The 19,838-nt window shown below is 66.9% G+C and carries 18 protein-coding genes; 7 read left to right on the forward strand and 11 right to left on the reverse strand.

Translation table 11 applies throughout. The annotated features are described in order from the left end of the window. The coding region (locus ACIQ3B_RS06465; protein ID WP_397400789.1) for a DegT/DnrJ/EryC1/StrS family aminotransferase at positions 1 to 477 on the reverse strand (477 nt) is incomplete at its 3' end. A 15-nt stretch (positions 478 to 492) separates the two neighbouring features. Further along, complete coding sequence (locus ACIQ3B_RS06470; protein ID WP_397400791.1) at positions 493 to 1,545, reverse strand: iron-containing alcohol dehydrogenase; 1,053 nt, start codon at positions 1,543 to 1,545, stop codon at positions 493 to 495. A gap of 88 nt (positions 1,546 to 1,633) precedes the next feature. Here ACIQ3B_RS06470 and ACIQ3B_RS06475 point away from each other — a divergent pair, with 88 nt between their 5' ends. Further along, positions 1,634 to 2,473, forward strand: a complete 840-nt coding sequence (locus tag ACIQ3B_RS06475; RefSeq protein WP_397400793.1) for a PIG-L deacetylase family protein — start codon at positions 1,634 to 1,636, stop codon at positions 2,471 to 2,473. Between the two features lie 14 nt (positions 2,474 to 2,487). After that, the gene (locus ACIQ3B_RS06480; protein ID WP_397400795.1) at positions 2,488 to 3,882 is read left to right on the forward strand and encodes a hypothetical protein; all 1,395 of its coding nucleotides are present in this window, start codon (positions 2,488 to 2,490) and stop codon (positions 3,880 to 3,882) included. Between the two features lie 9 nt (positions 3,883 to 3,891). Here the strand turns inward: ACIQ3B_RS06480 and ACIQ3B_RS06485 are convergent, their stop codons facing one another. Together ACIQ3B_RS06485 and ACIQ3B_RS06490 are read right to left on the reverse strand one after the other, a co-directional pair. Then, positions 3,892 to 4,977, reverse strand: coding sequence for a serine hydrolase domain-containing protein (locus tag ACIQ3B_RS06485; protein ID WP_397400797.1), 1,086 nt, complete (start codon positions 4,975 to 4,977; stop codon positions 3,892 to 3,894). A gap of 227 nt (positions 4,978 to 5,204) precedes the next feature. Continuing rightward, a complete protein-coding gene (locus ACIQ3B_RS06490) occupies positions 5,205 to 5,969 on the reverse strand; it encodes an SDR family oxidoreductase (protein ID WP_397400799.1) in 765 nt (254 codons plus the stop codon). A gap of 151 nt (positions 5,970 to 6,120) precedes the next feature. Between ACIQ3B_RS06490 and ACIQ3B_RS06495 the strand changes: the two genes are divergently transcribed. After that, positions 6,121 to 7,611 (forward strand): carotenoid oxygenase family protein, encoded by a 1,491-nt coding sequence (locus tag ACIQ3B_RS06495; RefSeq protein WP_397400802.1) that lies wholly within the window; start codon positions 6,121 to 6,123, stop codon positions 7,609 to 7,611. Beyond that, positions 7,608 to 8,003 (forward strand): nuclear transport factor 2 family protein, encoded by a 396-nt coding sequence (locus ACIQ3B_RS06500; RefSeq protein ID WP_397400804.1) that lies wholly within the window; start codon positions 7,608 to 7,610, stop codon positions 8,001 to 8,003. Before ACIQ3B_RS06495 ends, ACIQ3B_RS06500 begins: the two co-directional genes overlap by 4 nt. Before the next feature lie 7 nt (positions 8,004 to 8,010). Here the strand turns inward: ACIQ3B_RS06500 and ACIQ3B_RS06505 are convergent, their stop codons facing one another. Continuing rightward, positions 8,011 to 8,820, reverse strand: coding sequence for a DUF1295 domain-containing protein (locus ACIQ3B_RS06505; RefSeq protein WP_397400806.1), 810 nt, complete (start codon positions 8,818 to 8,820; stop codon positions 8,011 to 8,013). A gap of 10 nt (positions 8,821 to 8,830) precedes the next feature. Then, positions 8,831 to 10,051 (reverse strand): acetyl-CoA acetyltransferase, encoded by a 1,221-nt coding sequence (locus ACIQ3B_RS06510; protein ID WP_397400808.1) that lies wholly within the window; start codon positions 10,049 to 10,051, stop codon positions 8,831 to 8,833. Between the two features lie 68 nt (positions 10,052 to 10,119). Between ACIQ3B_RS06510 and ACIQ3B_RS06515 the strand changes: the two genes are divergently transcribed. The 3 genes from ACIQ3B_RS06515 to ACIQ3B_RS06525 are packed head-to-tail and all read left to right on the forward strand — an operon-like array spanning position 10,120 to position 13,087. Further along, complete coding sequence (locus ACIQ3B_RS06515) at positions 10,120 to 10,956, forward strand: DUF547 domain-containing protein (RefSeq protein ID WP_397400809.1); 837 nt, start codon at positions 10,120 to 10,122, stop codon at positions 10,954 to 10,956. Beyond that, on the forward strand, positions 10,956 to 11,672 hold the full coding sequence (locus ACIQ3B_RS06520) for a TVP38/TMEM64 family protein (protein WP_397400811.1): 717 nt from the start codon (positions 10,956 to 10,958) through the stop codon (positions 11,670 to 11,672). The genes ACIQ3B_RS06515 and ACIQ3B_RS06520 overlap by 1 nt, the downstream gene beginning before the upstream one ends. Next, complete coding sequence (locus tag ACIQ3B_RS06525) at positions 11,669 to 13,087, forward strand: dihydrolipoyl dehydrogenase family protein (protein WP_397400813.1); 1,419 nt, start codon at positions 11,669 to 11,671, stop codon at positions 13,085 to 13,087. Before ACIQ3B_RS06520 ends, ACIQ3B_RS06525 begins: the two co-directional genes overlap by 4 nt. On the opposite strand, the gene ACIQ3B_RS06530 is transcribed toward ACIQ3B_RS06525, so the two are convergent. From ACIQ3B_RS06530 to ACIQ3B_RS06550, 5 genes are all read right to left on the reverse strand, one after another. Continuing rightward, entirely contained in the window at positions 13,064 to 14,194 is a 1,131-nt protein-coding gene (locus tag ACIQ3B_RS06530; protein WP_397400815.1) for an NAD(P)/FAD-dependent oxidoreductase, read from the reverse strand. The two genes, ACIQ3B_RS06525 and ACIQ3B_RS06530, sit on opposite strands and share 24 nt — an antisense overlap. A 5-nt stretch (positions 14,195 to 14,199) precedes the next feature. Continuing rightward, entirely contained in the window at positions 14,200 to 15,009 is an 810-nt protein-coding gene (locus ACIQ3B_RS06535) for a DUF1499 domain-containing protein (protein ID WP_397400817.1), read from the reverse strand. Positions 15,010 to 15,035: 26 nt separating this feature from the next. Beyond that, positions 15,036 to 15,638: a CDP-alcohol phosphatidyltransferase family protein gene (locus ACIQ3B_RS06540; RefSeq protein WP_397400819.1), complete on the reverse strand. Its 603-nt coding sequence runs from the start codon at positions 15,636 to 15,638 to the stop codon at positions 15,036 to 15,038. A 400-nt stretch (positions 15,639 to 16,038) separates the two neighbouring features. Then, positions 16,039 to 17,313 carry a NupC/NupG family nucleoside CNT transporter gene (locus ACIQ3B_RS06545; protein WP_397400821.1) on the reverse strand — a complete coding sequence of 425 codons (1,275 nt, stop codon included), beginning with the start codon at positions 17,311 to 17,313 and terminating at the stop codon, positions 16,039 to 16,041. 196 nt (positions 17,314 to 17,509) lie between these two features. Next, complete coding sequence (locus ACIQ3B_RS06550; protein ID WP_397400822.1) at positions 17,510 to 19,795, reverse strand: S8 family peptidase; 2,286 nt, start codon at positions 19,793 to 19,795, stop codon at positions 17,510 to 17,512. Between the last annotated feature and the right edge of the window lie 43 nt (positions 19,796 to 19,838).

The raw sequence follows: 19,838 nt of genomic DNA on the forward strand, positions 1-19,838 counted from the left end.
GAGCGCAGTGAGCGCGTCGAGATCGGCCGCCGCGCCGGCCACATGCACCACCATGATGGCCCGGGTGCGCTCCGTGATGGCGGCCTCTGCGGCAGCGGCGTCGAGGCAGAGGGTCTCCGGGTCCACGTCCACCAGCACCGGCGTGGCGTTGACCGCCAGCACCGCGCCGGCAGACGCCACGAAGGTCATCCCGGGCACAATGACCTCGTCGCCCTCGCCGACGTCGCAAGCCGCCAAAGCTGTCTCCAGGGTGTGAGTGCCGTTGGTCATGGCGAGGCCATGTCTTGCGCCTTGGTAGGCGGCAAAATCGCTGGCGAAACGCGCAGCCCTTTCCCCGTCGCCATCCCACCAGCCGCCGCTGTCCAGGGTGGCGGACAGGGCCTCGCGCTCACGGTCGTCCCAGACCGGCCAACGGGGGAAAGGCGCGGCAATGAGCGGTTGTCCGCCAAGAATCGCGGCGCGGTTATCAGAGGTCATGGGTATGGCTCCGGCTCATGCGGCCACGGGTCGACGCGGCAACGCGCAGACCGCCTGCCAGGCGGCGTCAACCTGATCCGGTGTCACCGGCGTCAGATCCGCCACGGATATGTCGAGGGCCTCCGCGCGGGCATAGGCCGCCAGTCCGGTCAGGGCGGCGCGGAACTGTTGCTCGGTGATCCCGAGGTCCGCCGGATGGGCGCGGACGCCGCTGCGGGTCACAATATCGGCGGCGCGGCCAGGGTCGTTGCCCTGCACCACACTGAGCGCCACCACGCCGCAGGCGATGAGTTCGCCATGGATCTGGGACACGCCGGTCAGGGCCTCGTAAGCGTAGGCCCAGAAGTGCTCGGAGCCTTCCTCAAATCGACTGTGACCAGCCAGCGCACAGGCGGCGCCAATACGGCGGTAGGCATGGGCCAGGAACCGGATTCCATCGGCGGAGACATCGCGGATGTCGCCCGCAGCGGCGTCCAGACCGTCCAGAAGTTCAGCGCCAAGGGCGGCGAGGTCGGCCCGCCAGGGATGACCTTGCCCAGCCCCACTGGCCAGTTTCCAGTCAAAGAGACCGGTGTGGCACGACAGCACATCCCCCACGCCTGCGCGGTTCAGGTGCGGCGGCGCCGACCGGATCAGGGGCAGGTCGAGGACCACCAGACGCGGTATGACCTTGGCGATGTAGCGCACCCGCTGGTCCTGGCGCACGCCGATGGCATCCGTGAAGGCGGCGTCGACGGAGGTGATGGTGGGAACCTGGATCAGGGGCTTTCCGTGTTTCCAGGCGAGGAACTTGGCGGTGTCCATGGCCGTACCGCCGCCGATGCCGACGACCGTGCGGCCGGCGTCGCCCACCGCGGCCAGGGCCTCCAGCTCCGAAAGCTCCATGTCCGCGGCGACAATCACCCGCGCCGGTTTCGGAAACGCCGGCGCGATCAGAGTCCACGGCGGATCGTTGACGACGGCGGTGTACGATCCCAGTCCGGAGAGCACGTCCCCCAGCGACACCTCGGCCACATCAAATGGCTCGCCGATCATGATCGAGGTGAAGGGGTCTGCGTCACGCGCCATCGGGTCTCCTGCCGCTCAGCCTATGCAGGCCGCAAACCGGCGGTCAATGATTTGACCGCAGACGATCCGGCGCCTAGCGTTCAAACCCATGACCGCGCCGACCACCATCGCGCCTGGAGAGGGCCGCACGATCCTGCTGGTGGTGGCCCATGCAGACGACCCGGCGCTGTTTCTGGGCGGCACGATCCTGCGCTGGGCCGATGCCGGGTGGCGGATCGTCTGTGTGCGGGTCACCGATGACCGCTGGGACTCCCACAACCTCACCGAAGCCGCGACCATCGCCGCCAACGCCGCCGAGTTCCGTCAGGCCGCTGCCGCCATGGGCATCACCGAGATCGTCGAGCTGGGCTATGCGACCGACGTTCTGGGCGACGTCAGTGAGGTAGCTCTGCGCGAGCATGTGATCCGCCAGATCCGTACGCACAAACCCTATGCCCTGGTTACCTTCGATCCCTATGCAATGTACGGCGAGGACAACCAGGACCACATCAAGGTCGCCGCCGCGGTGGACGAGGCCTTCTGGACCAGCCAGTTTCCCCTGCATCACCCCGAGCATCTGGCTGCGGGTCTGGCGCCACACGGCTGTTTCGAGCGGTGGTACTTCGGGCGTTCGGTAAACCAGGTGACCGACGTAATCGATATCGCGCCGGTCCTGGAGCGCAAGCTGGAAGCCGCACTGTGTCACCAGACCATGCTGCGCAACTATGTGAACCAGGTCCGCATGCAGGCGAGGACCGGCGGCTGGGCCCTGCCCCTGTTGGATGACGTCGCCGCTGGCGGCGACCTGCGGCCCTTTGTCGAGATGCTGATCCGGGGTGGCGCGCGCCAGGTGGGTCAGCGCCACGATCTGGACGCAGCGGAAGAGTTTCGCGTCGTGCGGTTCGGCGGACTTGAAGGCCTGCTGACCCGGCATGGGCGCCGGCTATGAAACGGGAGGCGGCCATGGCGACATCGCGGGCAGGGACAGCGCGCATCGATATCACCCCGGATTGGCCGGTGATGATGGCGGGGTTCGGACAGCGCACCCAGCCCAGCCAGTGCGTGCTTGACCGGATCTTCGTCAAGGCGCTGTTCCTCGACGATGGTGAGAACCGGCTCTTGCTGATCACCGCCGACCTGATCTCGACGCCGAGGCCGCTGGGTGAGGCCGTCGCCCTGGCGCTGGGCGAACGCCTGGGGCTGGCGCCGGAGCAGATCTGCGTCTGTGCCTCACATACCCACTCCGGGCCCGTGCCTCATGATGCAGGGGACGGCGCGCGCGGTGTCGCGGCGTTCGCGGCCTCGCTGCAGGCGGCGATGATCCTGGTCGGCGTGCAGGCGGTGGACACTGCGCGGCCCTGCCTGGTTCGCACCGGGGTGGGCGAACTGGACGACTTCCTCAATCGCCGTACCCGCGGGGCGCCCAATCTGGTCGACAGGCGGATCCCGGTCGTCATCGCGGATGACGCGGAAACCGGGACGCCGATCGCCTTGCTGTTCGGCGCGGGATGCCACCCCGTCACCCTGGGCTGGGATAACCTGCACATCAGCGGCGATTTTCCAGGCGTCGCCCAGCGCGCCATCGAGGCCGCCACGCCGGGCGTCAATGCGCTGTTCTTCAACACCACCGAGGGCAATGTGGTGCCGATCACCAGCCCCAATCGGGACGCACTGGACCCGCGCGGCTATGTGGGCGGCGACTATGCCGACACGCGAAAAATGGGCGAGGATCTGGCCCGGGCGGTGACGGACGTATTGGCGAGCGCCACGGTCACCGCGCCGCTCAGGGTCTCGTCGGATCGGCAGAGCCTGTTCCTGAAACCCAACTTCGCCGACTATTCGCCGGAGGCCGCCGCCGCTCTGCTGGCCGACGCGCGCGCGACGCTGGCCACCTATCTGGGTCCGGACCTCGAACGCGGCCTGCCGCCGGGCCCGCTCTGGTCCGTGGCCTCAGAGGTGGTGGTCGCCCGCGACCTCAGCGAGGAAGACATGCGCGAACTGATGATCGCCTGCTGCCGGTATCTGGGTCTCTATCAGCGACCCGCGGTCGCCACGCCGCCCAGGCCGGTCAAGGCGCCGGTCCAGGTGATGCGGATCAACGATTTCGAGCTACTGGCGCTGCCCGGCGAGGTGATGGTCGAGGTAGGACAGGCTTGGTCCGAGCTGGCCGCGAGCCCAACCGCCTTCATCGTGGGTCTGGCCAACGCCCATCTGCGCTACCTGCCGCTGGCCTCGCACTTCGCCGAACCGGAGGCGTCAGTTCGCTATGAAACCGTGACCGCGGGCTTGCAGTCGGGAGAGGTCGAGGTCGCGCTCGAACACGCGGCTGCAATGCTGGCCGGCCTCCGCGCGGCGTGACGCCACCCGTCAGCTTCTGACCGCACCGCATACCGCCGCCAGCAGGCGAGGCAGGCTGGCCGCACTTGCCGGGTTCTGTCCCTGACGAACGACGACCAGTTCCAGCGAAGGCACGACCATCACGACCTGCCCGCCAGCGCCCATGGCCGCAAAGGTGTCGCGCGGCGAGCCTTCGAAGCGATATCCCGCACCCTCCGCCCCACCCGCGCCGACGCCGGCGCCGCGTCCGGGTCGGGCGTTTTCCCACCACAGATATCCATAGGCCGGATTGAGCGCCTGTGAGGGCGAGGTCGCCGCCTTGAGATAGGCCGCACTGACGATCTGCCGCCCGGCCCAGCGACCGCCGCGCTGGGCGAATAGGCCAAAGCGAGCCAGATCCCGGGCCGAGCTTCGCGCAGAATAGTAGTTCGTCACAGGGCCGCCCGGGCCCTGACCCACATTGGTCAGCCAGGTGGTGTCTTTCATTCCCAGCGGGCCCAGCAGGTTCCGCCCGGCGAAGGCTTCGAAAGGCTCGCCAACCGCGCGCTCGATGAGGTGGTAGAGCAGATGGAACGTCGCGGTATCATAGGCCCACAGGGTTCCGGGCGGGACCGCCTGAGGGGCGGCGGCGTTTATCTCGAACTGGTCGCCGGCCACGCCACGCAACGCCAGACCTCGAAAATTCTGGCCGCTGGTCATGCTGAGCATGTGACGGATCGTGATCGCCGCCTGCGGCTTATCGCGCCACGCCGGAATGAAATCGGCGGCGCTTTGCTCGACGCTCTTGATCCTGCCCTGATCGATGGCGATGCCGACCAGAACGGACACCATGCTCTTGGCGGCCGAGGCGATCTCCTGAAGACTCGGATCCCTTACGCTAGGCGCATAGCGTTCCGCCGCCAGCCGCCCCTTGTGCAGGACCACAACACTGCTGCTGCGCTCGGCCATAGCGGCATCAATGCCCGCGGCAAGACGTTGTGGGTCCAGCCCCGGTCCGCCCGGCGCGGGACCGGCCCAGTCGCTGCCCGCAGGCCAGTACTCCGCCCCGGCCGCCATCGAAGGCCCGCCGATTGCGAGCCCCGCTGCCGCGCCAACAAAGACCCTGCGGCTTGTCATGTCATGCCACGCCCATCGCTATGTCGGTCACGGGACAGATGACCGATCTGCAAGCGCCACCCTAGATCCAGCGGGTCGGATCAGGAAGTCCATGCCGGGTGCTTACCGCCGGCAGCGAACATGACCGGATTGGCCCCGGCGACCATCGGGAGCCGCAACCTGGATCTTGAAAGCCACACGCTGGCCGCCCACGGACCGCAAGGAAGTTCACATTCCAGAGCGGGACGCTATCCCGCAAATCTGCGGTTGAGCTTGCGCATCCCGCCGATCCAGCGGTCGTAGTCATTCGTCTTGTTGCGCATGTAGGTCAGGACTTCGGGGTGCGGCAGGACCAGGAAGGTCTCCGCCTCAATGGCGCGCACGCAGGCTTCAGCCACCACGTCCGGCTCCATCATGCCGTCGATGCTGGCGACGCCGTCCGGATTGCCGGCGGTCATGGCGGTCCGCACCGCCTGCGGGCACAGGACGGAGACCTTGATGCCCTGATCGCCGTGGGTGATCGCCAGCCACTCCGCCAGACCGACGGCGGCGTGCTTTGTGACGGCGTAAGGCGCCGAGCCGATCTGGGACAGCAACCCCGCCGCCGACGAGGTGTTCAGCAGATAGCCGCCACCGCGCGCGGCCATCAGAGGCACCAGGTGTCGCGCCGCCCAGACATGGGCCATGACATTGATGTCCCAGATCCGCTGCCAGTCTTCGGTGGGCGTCTCGGCGCCGCCGCCGACACCGATGCCGGCATTGGAGCAGAAGAGGTCAATAGGTCCGATCTGGCTCTCGACCTGTTCGATCAGCGCCTTGATGTCCGCCTCGCGGGAAACATCCGCCTGGATGGCGACGCCGCCGATTTCCGCGGCGACAGCGCGAACGCCGTCGCCATCGCGGTCCGAGCAGACCACGGCGCGCGCGCCCTCCGCGACAAAGCGGTGCGCCAGCGCCCGGCCAATGCCGCTTGCCGCGCCGGTGACGACGATGACCTTGTCCGTGAGGTTCATAGTTTCCTGCCCATGACGTTTCCTGAAATCTTGTCGGCTTCCTTAAACCGGCCAGCCGCTGCGCGGTAGATGATCTGTGCGCGCGACGACCCAACTTGCGAAGGCAGGTCACGCTGATAGTGTGCCGCTCCCCAACCGGACTGGAGCCCCGATGAAGATGGAACGCCTGCCTCAGGTGAAGACCTCGCTCCAGCCGAGCAACCACCCCTACCTCACCGGCGCCTGGACCCCGTTGCACGAGGAGGTCGACGCGAGCGACCTTACGGTGCTGGAAGGCGCTATTCCGACGGATATCGATGGCGTCTATGTCCGCAACACCGAGAACCCGGTGCATCAGGCGCTGGGCCGCTACCACCCCTTCGACGGCGACGGTATGGTCCACGTCATCAGCTTCAAAGACGGCCGGGCTGACTATCGCAATCGCTTTGTCCGCACGCGCGGTTTCGAGGCCGAACAGGAGGCCGGGCAATCGCTCTGGGGCGGCCTTATGGACGGCGCAGGCGTCTCGCTGCGTCCGGGATTTGGAGCCCATGGCGGACTGAAGGATACCGCATCCACCGACGTGGTGGTGCATGGCGGGCGGATCGTCGCGACCTTCTATCAGTGCGGCGAGGCCTACTGGCTGGATCCCGAGACCCTGGAACAGGGCGGCGTCGCCAGCTGGGTGCCGCTGGACGGCGTCTCGGCCCACGCCAAGGTCGACGAGGCCACCGGCGACCTTCTCTTCTTCAACTACTCCAAGCACGCGCCCTACATGCACTATGGCGTCGTCGACCGGACCGGAAAGCGGGTCCACTATGTGCCGGTGCCCCTGCCCGGCCCCCGCCTGCCGCACGACATGGCGTTTACCGCCAACTACTCGATCCTGAACGATCTGCCGGTGTTCTGGGACAAGGAGCTCCTGAAGCGCAACGTCCATGCCGTGCGCGAGCATCGGGGGATGCCCTCGAGGTTTGCGGTGATCCCGCGCTTCGGGAACCCCGAAGACATCCGCTGGTTCGAGGCCGATCCCACCTATATCCTGCACTTCCTCAACGCCTATGAGGACGGCGACGAGATCGTCATGGACGGCTATTTTCAGGAGAAGCCGACGCCCCGCCCGCTGGCCGATGCACCGGCCGGCTACGAGCACATGATGGGCTTCCTGGACGAGCATTCGTTCCTGTCCAAACTGCACCGCTGGCGGTTCAACCTGAAGACCGGCGAAACCCGCGAGCATCATCTGGATGACCGGGTGCTGGAGTTCGGGATGTTCAACCAGCGCTATGCCGGCAAGCCCTATCGCTACGCCTATTCCACCTTCACAAAGCCCGGCTGGTTCCTGTTCAAGGGCTTTGTGAAACACGATCTGGAGACCGGCCAGTCTTGGTCGCTGACGCTACCTGAAGGCCAGTACGCCAGTGAGGCGCCCTTCGTGCCGCGCATCAACGCCATGGACGAGGACGACGGCTATCTGGTCAGCTTCATCATCAACGAGGCCGCCGGCACGTCGGAATGTGTCCTGATCGACTGCAAGCGCTTCGAAGATGGCCCGGTGGTCCGGATCGCCCTGCCGCACAAGATCTCCAGCGGCACCCACAGCGTCTGGGCCGACCGCGAATTCATCAGAAACGGCGTCTCCGGCGCAGACAGGACCCCATGACCGCTCAGGACTATCTCGACTTCGGCGCCCGCTACATGGCCGCCGTCCAGGCCGGCGACACGGAGGCGGTGCGCGCCTGCTACGCCCCCGACGCCAAGCTCTGGCACAATACTGACGGGATTGAGCAGACCGTCGAGGAGAACATGAAGTTGCTGGGCTGGATGATCCGCATGATCCCCGACCGCAACTACCGGATCCTGCGCCGCGAGGCGCTGGCGGACGGGTTCGTGCAGCAACACGTACTGGAAGCTTCCCTGCCCAATGGCGGCGGGCCCTGGACGATGGACGCCTGCGCCGTGGTTCGCGTGCAGGACGGCGTCATCACTCGACTGGATGAGTACGTCGACTCCGCCCAGTTCAAGATTCTGCTGGACGCGCGGCGTAAACCGTAAGGCGGCGTCAGCCTGGTTCGGCGGTCTTCGGCGGCCAGGGAATGAAGGCCGAGGTACGGCGCTTGTAGTCATCGTACCCCGGCTTGCGCCGCTGCATGCGCCCCTCGACGGTGGGCATTCCACTCCAGCGGGTGAGCGTGAACACCAGGTAGGCGGGCCCCACGATGGCGAACAGGCCGGGCGTCGTCTCCGCCGCCACCAGCCAGAGGCCAAACCACACGCATGCGTCGCCGAAGTAGTTGGGATGCCGGGTATAGCGCCACAGTCCCCGATCAAGGATCAGGCCTGCGTTGGCCGGATCCTTGCGAAACCGAACCAGCTGCCAGTCACCCAGGCTTTCGAAGATCAGGCCGAACACCGCCAGACCCGCCCCGGTCCAACCAATCCAGCCCAGGCGCGCCGGCTCAGCCGCGATCTGGCCCAGTTGCACCGGCAGGCAGACGAGCCAGAGCAAGGGCATCTGCAGCAGGAACACCAGTCGGAAGGCCGCATAGCCATAACCCCAGCCACGCTCGGCCTTGGCCTTGTCCATCATCCGGACGTAGCGGCGGTCGGGGCCATGATCGCGCCAGCGCCAGAGCAGATAGCCCGCCAGCCTGAGCGCCCAGGCCACGCAGATCACGGTCAGCACCAACCGGCGCTCTGTACCGCCGCCGGTTTGCAGGAAGGTGGAGATCGCCACCACACCCATGCCTGCGCCCCAGAGGCTGTCGACGGGGGTGCAGTCGCGCATCGCCACGCAGGCGGCCCAGGCCAGGACAAACAGCGCCAGAATGACCCCGGCGTTGACCGCCAGAACGATGGCTATGTCCTGCATTGGTTGTCCTTCAGAGGCCGACGACGAGGCTGACCGTCGTCGTGGTCGAGCCGCCGATGTTGAGCGTCTGCACGGTTTTGGCGCCCTCGACCTGATAGTCGCCAGCGCGGTCCGTCACTTGCTTGAAGGCGTCCAGCGCCATGCGCACGCCTGTGGCGCCCACGGGATGGCCGCCGCCGATCAGGCCGCCGGACGGGTTGACCGGGAGCCGGCCGCCGATTTCGATGGAGCCGTCCTCGATGGCCTTCCAGGCCTCGCCGGGCGCTGTCAGGCCCAAGTGCTCGATGGCCATGTATTCGGTGGTCGTGAAGCAGTCGTGCGTCTCAACGGCGTCCAGCTGGGACACATCCGTGATCCCGGCGCGGGCGCGGGCGTCGTCGATGGCGCGCTTCACCTGGGGAAACACATAGGGCTCGCCGGCGCTGGCGCGCACCTTGCGGTCATAGCTGATCGGCGCGGAGCGATGCCCCCAACCCTTGATCTGCGGCAGGCTTTCCAGCGGGATACCGCGCTTGGCGGCATATTCGGTCGCCGCCTTTTCAGAGGCCAGGAAGACCACAGCCGAACCATCCGTCACCTGGCCGCAGTCGTTCTTGCGGATCATGCCCTCGACGACCGGGTTGGCTTCATCGTCTTCGGTGAAGCTCTTGTCATTGAAGGCCCACTGCCGCGTTTGGGCGTTGGGGTTCTTGCGGCCGTTGGCGAAGTTGATCTCGGCGATCCGCATGAGATGCTCATACTTCAGGCCAAAACGACGGTCGTACTCCTCGCCGAGGTCGGAAAAGGCGCGGGGCCACAGAAAGGTTGTGTCCTCAAATTCATGGCCGGTCCAGGCCGCAGCCCCCAGATTTTGCGCGGCCTGCTGGCCAGACACATTGCGCATCATTTCGAGGCCGACGACACATGCCGTGTCGTAGCGTCCGGCCTCGATCTCGGCGGTAGCGGCCAGGATCGCCACGCTGCCCGAGGCGCAGGCCGCCTCGTGCCGCGACGTCGGCATACCGTCGAAGCCGGGATGCACCAGACCAAAGAATCCGCCCAGCAGGCCCTGACCCGCGAATAGTTCACCCACGAAGTTGCCCACGTGGCCCGTGTCGATGTCTTTAGGTTCCAGGTCAACGGCCGCCAGGCCCTCGCCCACCACCTCGGCAAAGGCGTCGGCAAAGTCCATCTGCTGGCGCGCCCAGTTCTTCGAGAAGTCGCTCTGCCAGCCACCCAGAATATAGACCATCGTGCCCTCGCCCAGTCGTTCGTGTGACTATACCGTTGATCCTGACGAGACCAAGGGAACTTGCGGAAGTGTCTATCGACAGATTGCCCAGACGTACGCTGATCAGCGCAGGTTTTGGCCTGGCCGCCGGTCTCGGCGCGGGGTCGGCGGCGGCGCAGGGGCTCGCAAGGTTCACCGGGCGTGCGGCCGGGACCGGCGCGGCCGACCCTTCGGCGTTTGACGCCCTGCTGGCGCGATGGGCCCGGCTGTCGCAGGACGGGGTGGTCCGGGTCGACTATACGGGCTGGAGCCGGTCTGCGGCAGATCGGCAGGCGCTCAAGCGCTACCTGGACGGATTGACGGGGCTGGACCCGTTGACACTGACCCGTCCGGAGCAGTTCGCCTACTGGGCCAATCTCTACAACGCCCTGACCCTGGAGGTGGTGCTGGATGCCTGGCCAGTCGCCTCGATCCGCAACATCCGCACCTCGGGTCTGTTGCCTGGGCCCTGGTGGAAGCCGATCACGCGGGTGGCTGGCGTGGACCTGTCCCTGAACAACATCGAGCATGACATTCTGCGCAAGGGTTGGCGCGATCCGCGGGTGCACTATGCTGTCAATTGCGCATCCTTCAGTTGCCCGAACCTGCCACAGGCGGCGCTCCGCGGGGTCGGGCTCGGGGACGCCCTGGATGCGGCCGCGCGCGCCTATGTGAACCATGCTCGCGGCGTGCGGTTCGAGGGCCAGAAGCTGATCGTCTCCTCGATCTACCGCTGGTACGGAGGCGACTTTGGCGGCAGTGACGGCAAGGTGATTGCGCACCTGGCGCAATATGCTGCCCCGGCCCTCCGCGCCCGGCTGCAAGCAGTAGATCGGATCGCCAGAGGCGCCTATGACTGGTCGATCAACGCCACATCGGAGGCCTGATGGCCCGCTTCAAACGTTTCGTCCCCCTGCTGATCCTGCTTCTGGCGGTTTTGGCCGTATTCGCCAGCGGGGCGACGCGATACCTCAATCTCGAGGCGCTACAGGCCAATGAGGCCGCGCTGCGGGCGTTCGTGGATCAGCAACTGCCGCTGGCCCTGCTGACCTTCGTCGTCGTCTACGCGCTGGCCACGGCGGTCAGTCTGCCCGGAGCCACAATCCTCACCCTGGCGGGGGGGTACCTGTTCGGGATCTGGATCGGCGGCGCCGCCACAGTTGCGGGCGCCACGATCGGCGCGGTGCTGGTGTTCTACGCTGTGAAAACCTCATTTGGCCAGGTCCTGCGCGACAAGGCCGAGGCCTCAGGCGGCAGGCTGAAGTCGGTGATCGACGGCGTACAGGCAGGCGCCTTTGGCTATATCCTGACGCTGCGCCTGATCCCGCTGGCGCCCTTCTGGCTGGTCAATGTGGCCGCAGCCCTGGCCCATGCGCCGCTGCGCGCCTATGCTGTGGCGACCTTCATCGGGATCATGCCGGCGACCTTCATCTACAGCGGCATCGGCGCCGGGATCGGAGAGCTGCTGGCGCGTGGCGAGACGCCGGACCTGGGGGTCATCTTCTCACCAACCGTGCTGGGCCCGCTGGTGGCGCTGGGTCTGCTCACGCTCGCCACGACGATTTACCAGCGCATGCGCGCCAGATCCGGGAAGACCCTGTGAGCCAGACGATCAAAGCCGACATCGCCGTCATTGGCGCGGGCTCGGGCGGACTGTCCGTCGCCGCAGGCGCCGCTCAACTGGGCCTGAAGGTGGTGCTCTTCGAAAAGGGCGAGATGGGCGGGGATTGCCTGAACTATGGCTGCGTGCCGTCCAAGGCCCTGATCGCCGCCGCCAGCGCGGCGCACGAGGCCCGGCATAGCGGACATCTGGGCATCAGCGCCAAGGCGGTGAGCATCGACTTTGCGAAAGTCATGGCGCACGTCCACGCCACCATTGCGACGATCGCGCCGGTCGACAGCCAGGAGCGCTTCGAGGGGCTCGGCTGCCAGGTGGTCCGCGAGGCGGCTCGCTTCGTCGATGCCCGCACGGTGGCCAGCGACAGCGTCCGGGTGGAGGCCCGCAAGTTCGTCATCGCGACCGGGTCGCGGGCGATGATCCCGCCGATCCCGGGACTGGACGCCACGCCGCATCTCACCAACGAGACGATCTTCGAGCTCAAGTCCCTGCCCGAGCGGCTGATTGTGCTGGGCGGCGGGCCCATCGGCGTGGAGCTGGGTCAGGCGTTCCGGCGTCTGGGGTCGGAGGTGGTCATCATCGAGGCCGAGGCGATCCTGGGCCGCGAGGACCCCGAGGCGGCGAAGGTCGTTGTGGAACAGCTTGAAGCCGACGGAGTCGAACTGATGGCCGGCCACAAGGCGATCCGCGTGGAGGCGGGGCCGACAGTCGTGCTTCAGTCCGGAGACAGGGAGGTCCGGGTCTCGGGCTCGCACCTGCTGGTCGCCTTGGGTCGCACGCCGTCTATAGATGACCTGAACCTGGAGGCGGCCGGGATCGCCCGTGATCGAAACGGGATCCTAACCGACAAGTCGCTGCTGAGCTCGAACCGGCGCGTGTTCGCGGTAGGTGATGCGGCGGGCCGGGGCCAGTTTACCCATCTGGCCGGAACGCACGCCTCGCTGGTGGTGCGGCGCGCCCTGTTCGCCCTGCCGGTCAACGCCGACGCCGTGCAGGTTCCTAGGGTGACCTATTGCGACCCAGAGGTAGGGGCGATCGGTCTGGGCGAGGCAGAGGCCCGCAAGCGGCACGGCGCCGATATCCGCGTCCAGACTTTCGATTTCGCCGAGAACGACCGGGCCCAGGCCGAGGGCGACACCCGCGGGTTCGGCAAGCTGATCACGACGGCCAGGGGCAAGGTGCTGGGGGTGACCCTGGTGGGCCGGCACGCCGGGGATCACATTCAGCTCTGGTCGCTGGCGCTGACGGCGGGGCTGAAGCTGAGCCAGTTGACCGGGATGATCGCGCCCTATCCTACCCGTGGGGAGATCAGCAAGCGGCTGGCGAGCGCCTTCTACACGCCGGCGCTATTTTCGGACCGGACCCGAAAAGTGGTCTCAATCCTGAAGCACTTCGCCTGACGGTGCGCGCATCGCGGCAATGAATCCGAGGTCGAGGCGGCGTTTCAGAGCCAGCGCGCTGCGGCCCATCCACCAGAGCCGGCCTCGCATCGCCAGGCCCGTTCCATCGCCGAGGTCCATGATCGAGAGCCAATGGCGCTGGGGGCGATAGCGGCGCATGGCCCCCCCACCCAGGGCGGCGAGGTTGTGGAGCAGGATCGGCGCGGCGCGCACGCCGAAGACGCCTGCGGCGGGGCGGGGGGCGCCCTTCATCACCGAGCAGTCGCCGACCGCGAAGAGGTTCGGATCGGCGACCGATTGCAGGGTCGGCCCGACCTGCAGCCGCCCTTCACTTGAGACGGGCAATCCCGTCGCCGTGACAATGGGCGCCGCCGAGAGGCCGGCCGCCAGCACCAGCATGTCGCAGGCGAGGCTGCGGCCGTCGGACAGGCGGCAGGCCCCGGCCTCGCGTTCGACGACCTCACCGGAGACCAGGACCACGCCGCGTCGCTGGAGGGCTGCCGTGAGGCAGGAGATCGCGCGGCGGGGACCCCAGTCCGCCTCCCGCTTGCACACAAGATGAATGCCTGGATGCCGTGCGTTCCGCTCCAGAAGTCCAGCCAGGGCGGCCGCGATCTCGAAGCCTGACGGACCGCCTCCAGCGATGACGATGGCGAGGTCCGGGCGAGCGTTACAGATGGAACTTTCTATACGCGTCTTCAGACAAGCAAGGCTGTTTAGTGGCTTTGTTGACCAGACATCGGCCTGCCCGGTGAGGCGGTAGGGGTCCGGGGTGATGCTGCCGACGTTGAGGGAGAGGGCGTCGTAGACCAGGTCCTGGCCGTTGGAGAGACGCAGGCGCCGGGCCGTCCGGTCGATCGCTGCGGCCTCGGCGGCGATGTGCCGGACACCGAAATTCGACGCCAACGCGGCCACGTCGATCTGCGCGCGGTCGGCGGTCAGGGCGCCGGACAGAACGCCGGTCGCCAGGCCGGAGTAGTGAAAGGTGGATGGCGCCACCAGCACCGGCTCGACGCCCGCCGCGCGCAGGACGGCGGCGTTTCGCACGACATGCAGGTGTGCGTGGCCGGCGCCAACCAGGACGACGCGGGGTCGGGCCGGCGCCAAGGCGCCTAGGCCGCAGCCAAGCGGGTCTTCAGGCCGGTCAGGAATTTCTGGATGCGGGCGGCGTTGGCGCCGATGTCGCTGAGGCCCACGCGGGAGGTGGAGCGGACGTCGACGATGGACCCGCCGGCGGCGCCCGGACGGACCCGTACGACCACATCATCCTTGAACCCGAACCAGAAGGTCTCGGCCGTCGCCTCGACGACGCCGGTGGCAGGGTCGGCGGTGACGCCGGTCCAGCCCTGGGCCGCGGCCTCGGCCTGGGCGGCGGCGGCGGCCTTGGCGGGGTCAGCGGCGACGGTCAGGGTGCGGACGGCCGGATAGGCTTCGTGGCCCACTTGACCCAAGGTCAAGGCGGCGATCTTCGAGAAGTCCGGCGCCTTGTAGGCGTCCAGGCTGCCCATGGGCGCCGTCATGGGGTTCACCGGATTGGCGCTCATGGCCTGGCGCGCCGCCATCACCTTCGCGGAGAAGACCGGCGCATCGACGATGTCGGTGGAGATGTCGTGGATCGGCGGAATGTCAGCCGACTTCGCCCGCACCGAGGCCAGATAGCCCAGGGCCAGCACCGGGATCAGCAGGCCCACCAGCGCCATGGCCCAGCCGGTGCGCGGCTTGCGGACCAGGGTCCACACCAGCGCCACAAGACCCAGCAGCAGGGTGATGCCGATCAGCGGCAGGCCGAACTGAACGATCAGCGTCATCAGGCCGAACTGCCAGGGCCACAGGCCGAACTTCACCCCAAGGGCCGCCACCATGAAGTAGGCCGGCAACAGCAGGGACAGGATCAGCGAGATGCGGGCGATCAGCAGTTTCATCGGAGGACCTTTATGAGTGGCGCCAACTATCGAAACACACGCCGCGCGATCACGCTACGCTGGATCACGGTCAGGACACAAAGGGCGGTGAAGACGGCGGCGATGGCCGGGAACAGGCCGGGCGCCAGGCACATCAGGACGAAGGCCAGGATCGTCTCGGCGCCCTCGGCCAGGCCGGTGCTGTAGAAGAAGCTCTTGGGGCCGTGGGCGGCGGTCTCCACGCCCCGCTTGGCCGCCAGGGTCGCATAGGCCAGGAAGCTGACGGCGGTGAGGGTGAAGGCGGCGACCAGGGCCAGGGCATAGGGCAGATTCTCCGCCGCCGCGAACCCGAAGCCCAGCGGCACGGCCAGGTAGAAGACATAGTCGCAGACGATATCGAGGAAGCCGCCGAAGTCGGTGGGGCTGCTCGCGCGGGCGACGGCGCCGTCCAGCCCGTCCAGCAGCCGGCTGGCGAGGATGAACCCCAGCCCGGCCAGAGGATGTCCCAGCCCGATGGCGACGCCGGCGAGGGCGCCGCAGAGCGCGCCGGCCACGGTTACCTGATTGGCCGTGATCCCGGCGTGCGCCAGGGCGGCGCCCATGCGGTTCAGGGCCGGGTCGATCAGGGGCCGCAGCCGGGCGTCGAACATGGGGGTTAGGGACCTTTCTTTGGCTGAGGTTTGCCCCTGCCCGATCATTGCGCAAGCGATAGACGCCGGGCGCCCTTCTCCCCTTGTGGGACCGTTGCATAATTCCAGATAGCGAGAGAGTTCGGCGCCACGCTCCTTCGCCCCTTGTGGGAGAAGGTGGCCTCGCGAAGCGAGGTCGGATGAGGGGTCGATAGCCCTCTCCGATAGGGCATTGAAATCATTTCGATAGGGCGGCGCGACCCCTCATCCGTCAGGCTTCGCCTGCCACCTTCTCCCACAAGGGGCGAAGGGGGTCTTGGGCACCTTGGAGTCGGAGCCTCTCGGTCACGCTGGATTGCGCAACGATCCCACAAGGGGAGAAGGGGCGACCGTGGTCGTCCGATGGTGAAAGCTCAGCCCCTCACCCCGCCCAGGTCACGAGGCCGATGACCGCGCCGGTCATGGCCGAGGCCATGTTGCCGGCCAGCCAGGACTTCATGCCGAGCGCCGCTACCTCGGCGCGGCGGCCGGGGGCCAGGGTGCCGATGGTGGAGACCAGCAGGCCGACGCTGGCGAGGTTCGCCACGCCGCAGAGGGCATAGGTGACGATCAGCTGGCTGCGCGGATCGAACGTCGCGGCCGGCAGAGCGGCCAGGTCCAGATAGGCGACATATTCGTTGAGGATGGTCTTGGTGCCCATCAGGGCGCCGGCCTGGGGCGCCTGATCCCAGGGCACGCCGAGCGTCCACATCAGGGGCGAAAACAGCCAGCCGAAGATGCGGCGCAGGGTCAGGGGCTGGCCGTCGAACAGGGGCGCGAGCGTCAGGGCCTGATCCACCAGGGCGACCAGGGCGAAGATCACGATGATCACGCCGATCACCGCCAGGAACAGCTGCACGCCGTCCATGGTCCCGCGCACGATGGCGTCGATACTGCTGTCGTATTTGAGGCCCGCCTCGTCGGTGGAAGCGTCGGTTCCGCCCTGCCCCGGCACCATCAGCCGCGCGATGAGAATCGACGCCGGCAGCGAGATCAGCGAGGCCGAGATCATGTGGCCGACCGCGTCGGGCACGCTCTTCGCCAGGGTCTGGGCGTAGAGCACCAGCAGCACGCCGGAGATGTTGGACATGGCCAGCACCATGACGGCGAACAGCTCCGAGCGGCTCATCCGCTCGAAATAAGCCCGCACCACCAGCGGCGATTCCACGACACCCAGGAAGATGTTCGCGCCTGCGCTAAGGCCCACCACGCCGCTGACGCCGAGGGTACGGCGCAGCGCCCAGGACAGCCCCTGGACGATCCGCGACAGAATCCCCCAGTGCCACATCAGCGCCGCCAGCGCCGAATAGACGATGATCAGCGGCAGGATCTGAAACGCGATGATCAGCGGCGGCGCAACGCCCGGCTTCAGCTCAAACGGCAGCGGCCCGCCGCCGGTGTAGCCGAACATGTAGCTGGAGCCGACCAGCGACGCCTGCTCGATGGCCGCCACCGCGTGGTTGGCCAGACCGATGATGGACCAGACTAAGGGCACGCGGACGACGATCAGCGCGATGGCGATCTGCATGGCCAGGGCGCCGAGGATCCAGACGGCGCCGGGCCGGGCGCGGCGATCTTCGGACAGGCCCCAGGCGGTGAGGACGATCAGGGCGAGGCCGGTGAGACCCTGGAGCTGGAGGAGGATGTCTGGCGCCATGTGTGTGTTCTGCCCCCGGTGGGGGGTTCATACGCTGGCGGGGGTGGGGGCGGGAATAGGGGATGTTGGGGAGTCGTCAGACGAGCGCGAGAATTACCACTGCGCGCCAGAATCGAAAACTTGATGTCCCTGAGACTACCACTGAATCCCGAACCCAGCGATCAACTGCTTTGGCAACCCACTTCGTCAACAGGGCCTAGGTGAGCACCCGCACCCTTGGCTTAAGAGCAACTCGGTCGCGAACCTGGGTATAGACCTCCTCGACCCCCGGCATCGTAACGGTTGTGACAACGGCGTAGGAAATCGGGTCGTCGATCTCATCGATCTGGCGCTGGACCATCAGCTCAAAGCTGGCATTGGCGGCGAGGGCGGCCGCCTTCTCGCCAGACCAGCGGCGGTGGATCACGGTTCCGCGGTGAGCTTGATTGGCATCCGGCTGGTGGCCGGCCGCCTTGACGGCGAAGCTCGCCGCTGGCTCTTTGGGTTCGACGAGTTTGAGCCGGACACCGCGATAGTTGCCTGCCCCGACACTTGGCGGCGCGAACCATGCCACAGTCGTCGAGATTTCGTGGAGCCGCGCCTTACCTGACATGACCACGGGCAAGGGCACGGCGAAGGTGTGGGATTGTTCCTTGGTCAGCTGGCCGACCGCCCAAAGGGTCGCGCGATCATTCGCGCAGTCGAGGACCCTATCCGCGTCGACGGCGCCATAGCCAAGATAGCGCCGCACATTGTCCTTTTGCCGGACGTTCAGCTTGTTGTCGGCCGGGCCGAGGATCTCGACGATCAGATCGCGGGCGGGCGTCCAGCGCGCACAGTGGACGAGAAGCGCCTTCAGCAGAGCCGCCCGTTGCGCGCCGGGGAGCGCCAAGAAGTCGTCGTAGGACGCCTCCAATGCTTCGTGGGCGCGGGCGGCGACGCCGGTCATGATCGCAGCCGCCACGCTGGTCCCGACGGTGCAATTTGTCCGGTCGAGATTGACGTCGGTTGGGGCCGGAGGCGCGGCGACGACGATCCCACCCAGGAGAGTGGAATTCTTCCCAATCGGACGAAGCGCGTGCCCGAAGCCGGCCGGCATCAGCCGCACATGGTGACGCCCCCCCGGCGCGAGAACGTCGGGCTTTACGGCGTTGCCCATCCCCGGGCCAAGACCGCTGGAAATCGTGCACAGCCCGGTGTCGAGCCAGACGTCGAAGGTGGACGCCGGCAACACGCCTTGCGGAAAACTATCACTGTGCAAGGCACCGACCGTCAGGGCGTTGATCGATTCCGCAGGCGCAAGGATGCGGCGATGCGCAATGGTAGCAGCGCTGGCGCGCAATGTGGTGCGTGCCTTCTGCGCCGTGTCGAGTGCTTCGAAGGCGATAGTGTTCATGTCGGCGGTAACGAGATCGTCCAGATGGTTGCCGGCGCTGACGATGAAGAGCAGGCCATATGTGTGCGAAAGATGATCGACTACTCGCGCCCAGCCGGACATGCGCCCGGTGAAGGGCTTGTTGCGGTCGCCGAGCGAGGCGTTAATCACGATGACGCTCGGGGCGGCGGGATCCTCGCCTGCCTTTAGTCGGAGCACAGCTTCCTCGAAAAGGTCGGCTGGCAAGCGTTCGGGGAACCGTTCGTCCTGGTCCAGATCCTGCGGCGCGAACATCACGTTGACGAAAAACACCCGACGCTCGAGTGGCGGCATGGCGGGGGCGGCGAGATCGCCGTGCAGCACTGCGGAGGCCATGGCGGTACCATGTATCCTTCGTCCGACGGCAAGCGGTTCAAGGTTGAAGGGATCATCAAGCGAGAGGCGGCCGGCGAGACGCGGATGGCCGGCGAGCGGCACGGCGTCGAACACGGCGGCAATGGGATCGCCTTGGGGCAGGGCAGGCAACGCCGGTACCGGTCCATTCTGGCTTTCGTGGGCGGTTACATGCACGGCGCTCTGCGGCCGAATGTGCATGACCGACTCTGCGGCGACCAAGCCCTCGTTTCCTCGGGCGAGGACTCTGCCCAGTTCGGCTTGGGGAATGTCGGCAAGCAAGGCGTGATACTTTGCGCCTTCGATGCGAGTTCTCGACACGAGCTCACCGCCGCTTTGCAGGAGGGTGCCGAGTGCTTCACGCTCGACGCCCGCAGCAGCGGCGCGGAAGACGAGTTCAATCTCAAGGCGGATCATGCCCCTGCTGTCAGCCCGCTCCTGGGCGAGAATCTCTAAGTCTTCCGGTGTGACACGATCCTGCGGGCCCCAGGGTCGAAGGTCCTTCAGCTGAGCAAACAAATTTCGCCAGGGCGTAAGGCCCGCCGGTAGTGGCTGGCCCGCCTGGAAACGGGTCCATAGGCTAACCATCTGGCGCAACGCCGCAACGTCCGGGATCATCAGGTAGAGCGACGGATTTTTGTCGGCGTCGTCGCCTTCAAGATCTTCCGCGCCAATGAACTCGAGCCCCGGCACGAGTTGGGCAGCGCGGGCGAAGTTTTGTACGTCGGTTGTCAACTCAAATACGAGCAGACGTTCGGGAGCAAGGCCGGCAGCGTCC

Source organism: Phenylobacterium sp., from assembly GCF_044358365.1.
Lineage (GTDB): Bacteria > Pseudomonadota > Alphaproteobacteria > Caulobacterales > Caulobacteraceae > Phenylobacterium.